Annotated in this window: 6 protein-coding genes and 2 pseudogenes; 7 read left to right on the forward strand and 1 reads right to left on the reverse strand. The window is 64.6% G+C overall.

Annotated features, from left to right (window positions below; all coding sequences use genetic code 11):
* Window positions 1-51: 51 nt before the first annotated feature.
* From AC5WJ1_RS29020 to AC5WJ1_RS29035, 4 genes are read left to right on the forward strand one after another with little or no spacing between them, the layout of a single operon-like run.
* Window positions 52-402 (forward strand): ESPR domain-containing protein, encoded by a 351-nt coding sequence (locus AC5WJ1_RS29020; RefSeq protein ID WP_494477353.1) that lies wholly within the window; start codon window positions 52-54, stop codon window positions 400-402.
* Window positions 348-9,626 carry a hemagglutinin repeat-containing protein gene (locus AC5WJ1_RS29025; RefSeq protein WP_494477394.1) on the forward strand — a complete coding sequence of 3,093 codons (9,279 nt, stop codon included), beginning with the start codon at window positions 348-350 and terminating at the stop codon, window positions 9,624-9,626. The genes AC5WJ1_RS29020 and AC5WJ1_RS29025 overlap by 55 nt, the downstream gene beginning before the upstream one ends.
* Window positions 9,623-10,123 carry a hypothetical protein gene (locus AC5WJ1_RS29030; RefSeq protein ID WP_494477354.1) on the forward strand — a complete coding sequence of 167 codons (501 nt, stop codon included), beginning with the start codon at window positions 9,623-9,625 and terminating at the stop codon, window positions 10,121-10,123. The genes AC5WJ1_RS29025 and AC5WJ1_RS29030 overlap by 4 nt, the downstream gene beginning before the upstream one ends.
* Before the next feature lie 9 nt (window positions 10,124-10,132).
* Window positions 10,133-10,585: a hypothetical protein gene (locus tag AC5WJ1_RS29035; protein ID WP_494477355.1), complete on the forward strand. Its 453-nt coding sequence runs from the start codon at window positions 10,133-10,135 to the stop codon at window positions 10,583-10,585.
* 73 nt (window positions 10,586-10,658) lie between these two features.
* Here the strand turns inward: AC5WJ1_RS29035 and AC5WJ1_RS29040 are convergent, their stop codons facing one another.
* Window positions 10,659-11,351, reverse strand: a complete 693-nt coding sequence (locus AC5WJ1_RS29040) for an IS6 family transposase (RefSeq protein WP_494477044.1) — start codon at window positions 11,349-11,351, stop codon at window positions 10,659-10,661.
* Between the two features lie 364 nt (window positions 11,352-11,715).
* On the opposite strand from AC5WJ1_RS29040, the pseudogene AC5WJ1_RS29045 reads away from it, so the two are divergent.
* The 3 genes and pseudogenes from AC5WJ1_RS29045 to AC5WJ1_RS29055 all read left to right on the forward strand — a co-directional run.
* Window positions 11,716-11,879 (forward strand): annotated as a pseudogene (locus AC5WJ1_RS29045) (H-NS family nucleoid-associated regulatory protein); the annotation flags it as partial.
* A 167-nt stretch (window positions 11,880-12,046) separates the two neighbouring features.
* Window positions 12,047-12,530, forward strand: a pseudogene (locus tag AC5WJ1_RS29050) (calcium-binding protein).
* A 12-nt stretch (window positions 12,531-12,542) separates the two neighbouring features.
* Window positions 12,543-13,208 (forward strand): DUF6880 family protein, encoded by a 666-nt coding sequence (locus AC5WJ1_RS29055; protein ID WP_494477356.1) that lies wholly within the window; start codon window positions 12,543-12,545, stop codon window positions 13,206-13,208.
* Window positions 13,209-13,221 lie beyond the last annotated feature (13 nt).

The raw sequence follows: 13,221 nt of genomic DNA on the forward strand, positions 1-13,221 counted from the left end.
CGCGCCGGCCTGGCGTGCCGTTGTTCCGATGTCTTGAACATACAAGAAGTCATGAATCAAAACCGTTATCGTCTGGTCTTCAACAAGCAACGCGGCATGCTGATGGCCGTGGCCGAGTGCGCCAACGGCGCGCACAAGGCTGCGTCAGGGGAACGCGCGGGCGGTGCGGGCCGCGCCATCTGGGCCACCCTGCGCCCGATGGCGTGGGCCTTACTCGTGTCGATGGGGGGCGTGCAGCTCGCGGCAGCGCAGATAGTGTCGGACCCGCGCGCGGGCCACGGCCCGGCCGTCACGGCAGCGCCCAACGGCACCCCGCTGGTGGGCATCAGTACCCGTCGGCCGCTGGCGTGTCGCACAATCAGTACCAGCAGTTCTCGGTCGATGGGCGCAATGCGATTCTGAACAACGCCACCAGCATCACGCAGACGCAACTGGGCGGGTACGTGCCGGGCAATGCCAACCTGGGCGCCAGCGGCCCGGCGCGGGTGATCCTGAACGAGGTCACCGGCACCGCGCCCAGCCAGCTGAATGGCTATATCGAAATAGCCGGCCAGAAAGCCGACGTCATCATCTCGAACGTAAACGGGCTGTCCCTGAACGGAGTTGGATTCTTGAACGTCAACCGCGCCACGCTCACCACCGGCACGCCGGTGTTCGGCGGCGACGGCAGCCTTGCCGCCTTCCGTGTCACACGCGGCGGCATCCAGGTCGAGGGCCAGGGCTTCAACGGCACGAACCTTGACCAGGTGGACCTGGTTGCCCGCTCGGTGGCGGTCAACGCCAACTTGTGGGCGAACAAGGCCAATGTCATTGCTGGCGCGAACCAAGTCGACTACGCGAGCCTGGGTGTTCAGGTGATCCAGGGCGAAGGCACGGTCCCCACGGTGGGCATCGATGTCTCGAACCTTGGCGGGATGTACGCGAACCGGATCCGGCTCATTGGATCGGAGGCTGGCGTCGGGGTGCGCAGCGCCGGCACGTTGGCCGCGCAGGCGGGCGACTTCTCCATCGACAGCGCCGGGCGCGTGACGCTCGGCGGCAGCACCTCTGCCACCGGCGTGCTGACGGTCCACGGCACGCAAGGCATCGACAACACCGGCACCACGGCCGCCGGCACTCGTCTCTCGGCCACCAGCGAAGCCGACATCCAGAACACTGGCGCCCTGATCGCGGGGCAGAACCTGGGCGTCGCGGGCCAGTCGGTGCAATCCAGCGGCACCCTGGCCGCCGGCATCGATGCCAATGGCAACATGACCCAGGCGGGCAACCTGAACGTGAGCGGCACGCAGGGCGTGGCGGCCACCGGCCAGAACCTCGCGGGGAGCAATATGGCGGTCACCGGCGGCACGGTCAGCCTCGCCGGCAGCCAGACACGCGCCACAGGTGCCATTGCGCTCGCCGCACAGGCTGGCGCCCTCGATCTGGCCAACGCCACTGTCACGGCCGGCCAGGACCTGACAGCCAATGCCGCAGGCCTGCTGCGCACCGACGGCGCCAAGGTGAGCGCCGCGCGGATCGACGGCAGCGCGCAGCAATTGTCCAACCGGGGCGGCACGCTCTATGCCCAGAACGGCGCGGCCCTGGCGATCCGGGGCAATGCCGACAACACCGGCGGCCAGGTGCTGACCGACGCGGGCGACCTCTCGCTGTCCGCCGACGGCCGGCTCACCAATGCCGGGGGCCGCGTGACGAACGCCGGGGCCGGGCTGGCGACGGTGCGTGCCCAACGCATCGAGAACACCAACAACGGCGTGATCGGTAGCAATGGCGCAGCAACGGTCACTGCCGACCAGTTGGTCAACACTGGCGGCGCCCAGTTGATAGCTGGGTCGGATCTCGGTCTGCACCTGACTCAGTCGGCCGACAATTCCGGCGGCCAGATCTACGCCGGACAGCGTCTCACCGTCGATGGCAGCCAGGTCGCCTGGCGCAACGACGGCGGCACGATCTCGGGCAAGTCGGTCCAGTTTGCTGGCGCTTCGCTGTCGAACCGTCAAGGCACGATCCTTGCGGATAAAGACCTGCAGGTGGGGCTTGGCGGCGACCTGGACAACACGGGCGGGGCGCTGCAGGGTGGTACCACGCTGGCCGTCTCGTCCACGGGAACGTTTACCAACGACGCTGGCCAGATTGCCAACACGGGCACCGGCAAGACCAGCATCACGGGGGCAACCCTCATCAACACCAACGGCGCGACGCTGGGCGGCAACGGCGATGTGGCGGTCAGCGCGGACCAGATCGCCAACACGGCGGGCGCTCAGATGATCTCCGGCCGCGCGATGGAGATCACCGCCGGCCTGGCGTTCAACAACGCTGGTGGCCAGACCTATGGCGGCTCCGGTCTCACCGTCAATGGTGTGGGCGCTGCGCTCAACAACGATGGCGGCAGCCTTGCCTCTGGTGGGAACACTGCGCTCAAGCTCGTCTCGCTCAGCAATGAGGGCGGCAAGGTGGTGGCCGATGGCGACATCAACCTGGACACCACCGCGTTCACCGGGACCGGTACCGTCCATGCGGGGAACGACCTCGCGGTTGCCATGCAGGGCGACTATGTCAACACCGCCGCCAATCTGTTGAAGGCCGAGCACAACCTGACCTTTGGCACGACCGGCGCCTTCAGCAACCAAGGCAGGTTCGAAGCCGTCAACACCCTGACGGTCAACGGCAACCGCATCGTCAATGCGGCCGGCGCGACCATCAACTCGGCCGCGACGACACTGAATGCCACGGCGGATATTGCCAATGCCGGCCGCATCGAGGGCGATACGCTCACCACCAACAGTGACATCCTCAACAACACGGGGACGCTGATTGGCGGCACGGTGACGACCAATGGCCGCGAGATCCACAACACCGGCGCCGCGGCCATCATGGCCGCCACGGATACCCTGAATGTCTACGGCCGCGAGCAGGTCACCAATACGGAAGGCGCCACGCTCTATACCCTGGGTGACCTCAACATCGCCGCCAACGGCGAGCGCGATGCGCGGGGTCTCCTCAAGAACCGCACTGGACTGCTGTTGAACGACAGTAGCACGATCGAGGGCGGCAGCGACTACAGCGTGGTCGAAATTGCCGCGCAGGACGTGGTCAACCAGCGCCCGGCGCCGGTGATCGTCAGCGACACCACTGTCGCCACCAAGCACGAGCTCAAGCGCGAGAAGTACCTCCCCTGCGCCACCACCAACGCCGATCCACATACCACCTGCAACCAGGCGGTATGGGACGGACCGTACAAGACGCCGATTGACGCCACCTTCAGCGCGAGCCAGATTTTCTCGCGCGATGATGCCAAGCGGCGCCTGATTGTCGATATCAACGGCGTGGCCACGCAGATCGACTACAACACGCTGACCGAAAGCAACGGCGTGCTGCAGGTCAATTACTGGGATGGCTACAACCGCGACATCCACTATGACCCTGCCTCCGAATATGCCACGCGAAACGATGCGCACAATGGCTATCAGCGTGTCGAAATCGCCCGCGACACGACCACCAACACGGTTACCGATCGCGATGCCAACCCGAATCAGCCCAGCGCCAGCCTGGTCTCCGGCGGTGACCTGATCCTGGCCAATGTCGGCACCCTGACCAACCGCTACAGCACCGTCGCCTCGGGCGGCAGCATGCAGATCGGCGACCAGCGGACGAGTTCCGGGGCGCTGGAGTCCGGCCAGTTCGGCACCACTACGGTCACCAATGTTGGCCAGACGCTGTACCGCCGGTCGTCGCAGGACATTGTCTCCACCTACGCCTGGAACGAGGACACCAACCGTGACGTCGGCCAGATCGTCCAGCCGAGCGTTGTGCTGACGCCCGTCGTGGTCGGCAAGGTCGGCGGCAACATCACCGCCGGCCAACGCCTGACCATCTATGGCGGTGGTATCCAGAACCAGGATGTCGGCAAGAGTGATCCGATGGCCGGCACCGGCAGCACGACGGTGACCGGCACTCAGGTGACCGCACACGGCGTGAACGCCGTGACCCTGGCCAACGCGCCGCTCAGCCTGCCGACCAATGGCTTGTACAAGTACCACACCGAGCCGGGCTATACGTATCTGATCGAGACGGATCCGCGCTTTACGAAGTATGGCAACTTCCTCTCGTCGGACTACATGCTGGGGCTGCTCGGCATCGACCCGGCCATGACGCAGAAGCGCCTGGGAGACGGCTTCTACGAACAGAAGCTGATTCGCGACCAGGTGACCCGCCTGACCGGGCGCGTCACCCTTGCCGGCTATGACAGTGCCGAAGAGCAGTACAAGGCACTGATGGCGTCAGGCGTGCATGCCGCCCAGCAGTTCAACATCCTGCCGGGCATGGCGCTCACCGAGGCGCAGATGGACGCCCTCACGACCGATATCGTCTGGCTGGTGTCGGAGACGGTCACACTGCCGGACGGCAGCACGCAGAACGTGCTGGTGCCGCGCATCTACCTGGCGCGTGCGCATGCCGCCGACCTGCAGGCCAATGGCGCGCTGATCGCGGCTGACGACCTGGAGCTGCACAGTGCCGGCACGATGCAGAACAGCGGGATTGTCGACGCGAAGAGCCGCCTCTCAATCGCCGCCAAGGACGATGTGGTGAACCGCGGCGGCGCGATTCGCAGCCAGGGCATCACGGCCATCTCGGCCGGGCGAGACATCCTGAACCAGTCCGGCCAGATCAGCGGCGCCAAGGTTGGGCTGGTGGCCGGGCGCGACATCCAGAACGTCACCCTCTTCGATCCGCAGGGCGTGCAGTCGGCGGCGGGCAACTCCAAGGCCTCGACCAGCCTCTATGGCCAGCAGGCGGGCATCACATCGACTGGCGACATGCTGCTCTCGGCCGGCCGGGACATCACCGCTACCGGCTCGACGATCAGCGCCGGCGGCGACGCCGCCGCGCTGGCCGGGCGCAACCTGACCTTCGACACGCTGGAGGGCAAGACCCAGCAGTCCCTCACCATCAGCGACAAGCACCACGGCGAGGACAGCCGCACCGAGCATACGGTCAGCGCCATCAGGACTGGCGGCAGCCTCACCACGAGCAGTGGCGGCGACACGACCCTCAGGGGCACCCAGGTCCAGGCGGGCACCGATCTGACCATGGTTGCCGGCGGCGATCTCGTGGCCAGCGCTGTCACCAACGAGACCACCCATGACAACGTAGCGCGCCAGAGCAAGGGCCGCCAGGAGGAAGACCACAGCCGCGACCAAACCACCGTGGCGGTGAACCTGTCCGCCGGGGGCAATGCGACGCTGGCCGCGGTCAAGTCCGCCGATCAGGGCGGCGGGCTGGATCGTACCGACGGCAAGGGCAATGTGACGCTGACCGGTGCCAACGTGACGGCCGGCGCCAACGGCAAGGGTGGCAGCACCCTGAATGTGGTGGCGGACCGCGACGTGACCGTGGCGGAGGCGCGTGAGCTGCACGACAGCAGCGTCGATGTGCAATCGAAGCGCGGCAGCTTCGTGTCCCGCACCTCGAGCAGCGAACAGTCGAGCAGCCACAGCAATATTGGCGTGGGCAGCACGCTGTCCGGGGATACGGTCCGGGTCAAGGGCGGCAATGACGTGACGGTACGTCAGAGCGCGATCGCCGCCACCGACGGTGTGGCGCTTACCGCGACCCAGGGTAACGTGCTGGTCACCGCCGGCCAGAACATCCGTGAGGAAAGCGACGCACGGCAGGTGACAAAGTCCGGGGTATCCGGCTTTGCCGGCAAGGGCGGCATCGGGGTGTCGGTGGGCAGCAGCAGCGCCAGCGGCGCGAGCCACACCCTCGCCATCACGCAGAGCGACGCGCGCAGCGTGGTGGGCGCGAGCAACGGCAATGTCGTGATCACGGCCGGCAAGGATGCGGCCATTCTCGGCAGCGACGTGATCGCCGGCAGCAAGGGCGACAAGGCCAGCGCCGGCAATATCGACATCCAGGCGCAGAACGTGACGATTGCCGAGGGCGTCGATCGCGTCTACCAGGATGCCAGCCAGCGCAATCAGTCGAGCGGCCTGTCGGTGGCGCTGGTCGGCACGCCGCTGGATACGGTGAAGAACCTCCAGGAGGCCCAGAAGAACCCGAGTGGCGTCACCCGCACCATGCAGACCGCCAATGAGCTGGGCGCGTCGGCGCTGACCCTGCCGCAAGTGGCGGTCACGGCCGGCAGCAACAAGAGCAGCAGCCAGTCGTCGAGCGTTGCCACCGTGAGCAGCGGCAGCAACCTGACCGGCGCCGGCAACGTGCGTGTGCGTGCGACCGGCAACGGCCAGACCGACGCTGACGGCCGCGCGGTGGACGGCAACATCCTGGTCTCGGGCAGCACCATCAGCGCCGGCGGCGCGGCCGTGCTGGATGCCGAGCGCGATGTGGCGATCCGTGCCTCGACGGATACCTATCGGGAGACCCACAGCGCCAGCAGCAGCGGCTGGTCGGTCAGTACCGCGGCGCCGAGTCTGGGTGACATCGGCCGTCATATCGGTGGCGGGCCAAACAACAGCGGCGTGAGCATGGTGCCGTACGGGAGCCGGCGGGCCGATGCCAGCGGCGATCTCGCCAGCAGCAAGCAGAACGCCAGCATCATCACCGGCAACAGCGTGGGCGTGAAGGCGCGCACGGGCGACATCACCATCGCCGGCAGCGGCATCGCCGCCGAGGGCGACGTGGCGCTGTCCGCGGCCAAGGGCAAGATCGACATCCTGTCCGGGCAGGACACGCTGTCGCAGCGCTCGGACAGTGCCAGCCGCCAGATCGGCGACCTGGGTGGTACGGGATATTCCGGCACCGTGGGCGTGCGCAGCGAGTCGCATCACACCGACGCGAACCAGGTCAGCCAGAACACGATCCGCAGCCAGGTGGTGAGCAAGAGCGGCAACATCACGATGGTCGCCGGCGAGAACATCACGGCGCGCGGGGCGGACATCGCTGCTGGCAACGACGTGACGATGATCGGCAAGAACGTCATTCTCGACCCCGGCACCGATTCGGCCAGCCAGAACGAGAGCCACCGGGTGAGCCAGTACGGCTCGACCCTGGCGCTGTCGGGCTATGCGGTCAGCGCGGTGCAGGCGGTGGAGAACGCGGCACGCGCTGTCGAGGACAAGAAGGACGGCCGCGTGGCGACGCTCTACGGCGTGCAGGCGGGGCTGGCGGTTGCCAACGGCATTCAGGGTATCCAGACGGTCACGAGCGGCGGCACCAGTGCCACGGCTGCGATCAAGGTGACGGCAAGCGTGGGCGGTGGCAGCCAGAGCAGCGAATCGCACAGCCAGGCGAGCACCAACCAGGGCACGACCGTCAAGGCGGGCAATGCGGTCACGATCGTGGCGACGGGCTCCGGCCAGAAGGATGCCGACGGCTATGCCACCGACGGCGACATCACGGGCCACGGCGCGCAGATCGAGGGCAAGACCGTGACCCTGAGCGCGGCGCGTGATGTGAACCTGGAAAGCGCACAGGACCATTCCACCCTGGACAGCCGCAGCTCGGGCAGCAATGCCAGCGTTGGTGTCGGATTTGGCCTCGGCGGTGACCAGAACGGCTTCACGCTGGAGCTGGCGGCCAGCCAGAACAAGGCGAAGGCCAACGGCGAGGCGGTGACGAACCACAATTCGCACGTGGTGGGCACAGACAAGGTGACGGTGGTCAGCGGCCGCGACACCAACCTGAAGGGCGCCCAGTTGATCGGCGGCACCGTGGAAGGCTCGGTCGGGCGCGACCTCAACATCGAGAGCCGTCCGGACACCGAGACGTACCACAGCAAGGAATCGTCATCCGGCATGCAGGCCAGCATTTGCGTGCCGCCGTTCTGCTATGGCACCACGGTGCACGCCAGCGGCAGTGTCACGCAGGGCAATACCGACAGCACCTACAGCTCGGTGCAGGAGCAGAGCGGTATCTACGCCGGCAAGGGCGGGTTCAACGTCGACGTGAAGGGCAACACCGACCTGAAGGGCGGCATCCTGGCGAGTACCGCGGACCCGGCCAACAATCACTTCAAGACGGGAACGCTGACCACCAGCGACATCGAGAACAAGGCCGAGTACAGCAGCGATTCCTCGACCTTCGTGGCGAGCTACAGCGGCGGCAAGAGTGTGCCGGCGAGCGATCCGAACTTGGGGCCGGTGCAGCCGGCGCACGTGGACTGGGCAGGCAACACCAACCTGCTGCAGGGCGCGGCCAACAGCCTGGCGGCCACCGCGGCGGGGAATGCGCAGAAGTCGATCGACGGTAGCGCCGCTGGCGTGACCAAGAGCGCGATTGCACCGGGGACGGTCATCATCACCGACAGCGCTGGCCAGCAGGCGAAGACCGGCAAATCGGCCGACGAGATGGTTGCCGGCCTGAACCGCGACACGGCGAACGCCAACCAGAGCATCGACAAGATCTTCGATGCACAGAAGGTGAAGGATCAGCAGGAGCTGAACCAGTTACAGAGCCAGGTGGCGCAGCAGTTGGCGCCGATGGTTTATCAGCAAGTTGGTGATGTGCTGGTGGGAGCCGCTCCCGAGACGAAGGCTGCAGTGCATGCCCTGGTTGGCGGATTGCTGTCGGAGGCGCTGGGTGGCAGTTTCGCGGCGGGAGCCGCAGGCGGCGCAGCAGCCTCGCTGGCGATGGAGGCCTTCGGCCAGACATTGCTCGACCAGAAGGATCTGAGCGAAGGCGACCGCAAGGCGCTGGTGCAACTTGCCGGCGCCATCGTAGGCGGTGCGGCAGGTGCAGCGGCAGGCGGCTCGTTGTCGGATGCGGCCGCTGGCGTCACAGTTGGGAAGGTGGCGACGGAGAACAACTACCTGAACCATGCACAGACCGACGCGCTGGCGAAAGAACTGAAACAATGCAAGGGCGATTCCACCTGTGTGACCCAGACGGTCACCAAGTACCAGGACATCGACAAGGAGCAGCACGCGGACGCACAAAGCTGCAAGGATCCGGTGCTTTGCGGGGACATCAGCCTGGAGGCAAGGCGTGGCGGCAGCTTCGATCGCAGCGATGCGGTCGCTCTGTGCGGGGGCGTTTCATCCTGTGAAACTTTCCTGACAAATGTCGGATCGCACAACGTGGCCGATCAGTTCACTGCCTCGCGCCGCGCGGAGCAAGTAAAGCTCGCATTGGAGAATGCGGTCACCAAAGGCACGCTCGTCGAGAACCTGGATACCACGCTGGCCTCGGGCGGCTCGTTTGGAGCAGGTGGTGGTGCTCTCGCCGGGGCCACGGCCGGAAGGCGACCGTCAGGCTCAAGCAACGGCACCACCAACGGAGCGCGTCCAAGTCCATCACAATCGGAGACGGACGTTGGGACCGACCTTGGATCGGGAGCCTCGCCACAAGTGAGTTATCGCAGTGGGAAGGAAGTTCCTTATGGCACGGCTGGCAGCGTGCGACCGGACTTCGTCTCTGCGGATGGCTATGCGAGCTTCGAGGTCAAGAACTACAATATCGCTACGAACTCCAGCGGTCTGGTCAATAGCGTTGCGAAACAGGCTGTTCGACGTGCGGATAATCTGCCGGCTGGCATGGAGCAGCAGGTCGTGATCGATGTGCGTGGGCAAACGGTGACGGATGCACAAAAGTCCTCGATTATCCAAGGCATTGTGCAAAAATCGAACGGAATAATTAGTCCAACAGCGATACAGTTCAAAACGCAATGAGAAAAATTGGGTTTCATGGAGGCCATTCGATCTATGAACTCGGACCTGCCCCGGATGTGGCACTGTTCTTTGGTTGCTTGAAGACCTACGCAGAACATGACCACCCGGAACAGGACTGGAGCCTCCTCACAGATCGACTGTATCGCCGCTATCTTCGGCGAGAGGAACTCGACAAGACGTTGGTGTTGATGGAACAGGCGCGGCAGATTTTTGCGCAGATTCCTGCCAAATCGGGCGTCGAGTGGGATTCGAAGATGATAGGTGATCCCGAAAAAAGCTGGTTAGATCCTGATCAGCCGACCTTGGCGGAAGTGTTCAGCAGATTCTTCGAGAATTTCGCGAAAGCATGTGGTTCGGCAAAATCTTTTGTCGAAACCTTTAATATTTATCAGCCGGTGAGGGTGGTCATCTCCGACCTACCAGGATTCGCTCGCGACAAGAACAAGCCTCTGGAAGATTACGACGCCTTAGAAGGCGAGCCGTTCTGGCTGCGGTAGCTGCAAGACATGAAGCCTAATCGCACCGCACGCGAATGCGCGGAGGTTTTCCTCACGGTCTTACGGCAAGGCAAGGCGCTGAGCCGGCAGGACGTGCTGGATCGTGGCCTGTTGACCGGCCAAGAGGCCGACCGCGCCCTCAAGTCCTTGCGGGCTGCGGGCAGAATCCGGCGCAGCGCGGCCAGCACTAGCGCCGAGCCACGCGCAGTACGCTACGAGCCGGCTGAAGTCGCTCCAACCACACCACGTCCGGTGCCGAGGCTGCCGGTCAAGCCGCGCGGGATCTGCTTCGAAGGGCTGCTGGCCGCTTGGCGCATCCGTGCGCCGCGAGCGATATCCCAGCCTGGCTGGGTCGTCGGCTACGTCAACGATACCTTTGCTCAGGAGGAGCGGCGTGAGCTGGCGGCGCTGCAGGCGCCCGGGGGGGAGAACAAGCGCCAAGCGAGGCGCCAGTTCGCGTAGCTGGCAGAGGCTCCGGTCGGTTATGTCGCAGTAAGCCAGTGAGGACGTGAAGAGCTCGCCGGGTTGATTGGGTTTATATTGCCAGCGAATAGAACTGCTCTGCAGCGGACGGACTGCTCCCTTCGGTGCATTGCATCTGGCCCTTGGAAATCATGTGCATCAGTTCGATGCCGCCCAGCAAGATGCGGGCGCAGCGGAAGTCCTTGAAGCCAAGCATGGGTCGAGTCTGGCGCTTGATGGCCCGATGGTCCTGCTCGACGACGTTGTTCAGGTACTTGACCTGGCGAATGGCGATGGGTGTTTCCCGTTCGGCGTTGAGGTCGTGCAGTGCCGCCAGGTTGGCCGGGCTGCCGTCGATGGTCACCGTGTCAGGCTGGCCGTGCTGCGCGATGGCCTTCTCGAAAAACCGCCGTGCTGCGGCCTTGTCACGCTGGGCGCGCAGCAGGAAGTCGATGGTATGGCCCGCCTTGTCGACCGCCCGGTACAGATACTTCCACTGGCCGCGTACCAGGATGTAGGTCTCGTCCATGCGCCAGCTCTTGCCCACCGGTCGCTTGTGCCGGCGGAAGATCTTGTTCAACGCTGGCAGCAGTTTGAGCGCCCAGCGGTGCACGGTCGAATGGTCCACCGAGATGCCACGCTCGGCCATCATCTCTTCGAGATGGCGCAGGCTCAGCGGATAGGCGACATACCAGCGCACGCAGGTCAGCATCACCTCCAGTGGGTAGTGCAGGCGCTTCAATACCTTCGCAACTTCCGGATTCATCACCGCTGCCCACACTGGCTGAGTTCGACTCCGGAAATTCTACCCCGAGCCTACTGCGACAAAACCCCCGCAACTATGCCGCGCTGTTGTTTAACTGAGGCCGCCCGGCCGGCCGACGCCGTCCCCGCCATGCCATGGTCAACCACGCCCAGCCCTGGAACGCTTCCGGCGCGCGATGCGCAACGTCTAGGCCCGCGCGGCGCGCCATTACGCACGAAGTGCGGAACAGTTGGTTGAAGCTTCCACCCCGGCAGCTGCTTGAGCAAAAGTTCCATGAGGCCGTTGCGCTGTCGAAGGCACGGCTCGATAGTCGCGGTGACGACGCACGATTGCCGAGACGCCTGCGTTGATCGCAGTCTAATTGCTAAAAGCGGCGGGGTGCTTCGATCCGCCGCCTCCGCCACCACCGCCCAGGTTTCCTACCGCAACGCGGAGAGGATGAGCTGGGACGGGCAGGGCGAGATGCCGGACTGGCTGCGACGGGCGGTCAATGCGGGGCAGTCGGTAGAGTTCTTCCGAGTCGGATAGCGCCGCAGGTTATCATTACTTCAATAGCGAATCAGTTCGGGGTGGCGCGGGCATGGAAGCGGGGCGGGCGAAACTGGAGGCCGCGCCCGCCAGCTGGTGGAGTTGCGTACCGAATTCGGGGCCGAGTTGGAACGCGCCCCGCGCTCAGGTGGTTATCGAACGACATCATGGCCAAGACAAAACTCAACGCGCAACGTGAGCATCGCATCGATATGGAAATCGTCGTCGACGCGTATTCCGAGGAGGAGCGTGCGCTATTGGCACTGCTATCTGGAAGAACAACTCTCGTTTCCATTCAAGGCCAGCGTTCGCGAGGCGATGGACTCCTCGCCGCTGCCCACCGGTGAACACGTCTTGGTCACCGGACTCGCTCTTGAAGAGCTCTGTCGGGTTGGCATCTTTGTCTGGGTTCGGTGGGGCGAACGCGACGTCGTGGCACCCCTAGCTCAGATCGATCCGGTGAACGGCGACAAGCCGGCCCGCGTCGCAGTCGCGGACTGGCACTACTGGCACGATCAAGGTTTCGCATTCTAAAATCCAGAGCGCCATCGGGCTGTCGCGGATGGAGCTTACCTACCTCGCGCCTCGATCTCATGCAGCAATGGCCGTCGCGCGTGTCCGGTGTGCTCGGTTGTATCCGGGGAATTTTGAGGGGGGAAGTTGTTGTCAATCGACGACGAGATTAATGTCAAAGCCGTGGCAACGATCGCACCGGAGCGCCAGGCGACGCTGCTGGCCGAGTTGGCCATGACGCATCCTCCTCTACGGCGTCGCTTGCGATTCGAGCTGGCCGCCCCACGCGGCGAGAACATGGTCGCCGCAGTCCGCGAATGGATCAGTGAACTCGCCGCGCAAACCTCGTTTCTCCGCGCGGAACAGCTCAACGAATTGGCAGCGGAGCTCGATGCCATCCGGGTGGCCATCGCCTCCTCTATTGCCAGAGCAGCCCCCGATCGCGCACCCGACCTGTTGTGGGAATTCTTCGCGCTGGCCGGAACGGTCTATGAACGCACGACCGAAGAGGGATGGGAAGTTAGTGCTATTTTTGACGAGGCGTGCTCCGATCTGGTCAAGGTGGGTGTCCACGCAGGCGTCGACCCTGCACTATTCGCCACGAAAGTTGTCGCGACGCTCAATGCCGATCAATACGGAGAATACCGTGCGCTGATCGGGGCAGTTGCATCAGTTGAACCGTGGGCGCCAGCCTACCCCGCCCAATTGACGGCCTTGCTCAAGCGATGTCTGGACAAACACCCTGCTACCAGGGATGGTTCGAACGGCACGGCCGACCGTCGTTTGCAACACGCATTGCGGGAACTGGGGATATGAGCCACCGGGGGCA

It is taken from the genome of Cupriavidus sp. MEYA8 (assembly GCF_059278825.1).

Excerpts from the sequence above, each read along its gene's own strand:
- AC5WJ1_RS29035 (WP_494477355.1), top strand. The coding sequence starts at position 10,133 with ATGAAGCCTAATCGCACCGCACGCGAATGCGCGGAGGTTTTCCTCACG.
- AC5WJ1_RS29040 (WP_494477044.1), bottom strand. The coding sequence starts at position 11,351 with ATGAATCCGGAAGTTGCGAAGGTATTGAAGCGCCTGCACTACCCACTG.
- AC5WJ1_RS29020 (WP_494477353.1), top strand. The coding sequence starts at position 52 with ATGAATCAAAACCGTTATCGTCTGGTCTTCAACAAGCAACGCGGCATG.
- AC5WJ1_RS29030 (WP_494477354.1), top strand. The coding sequence starts at position 9,623 with ATGAGAAAAATTGGGTTTCATGGAGGCCATTCGATCTATGAACTCGGA.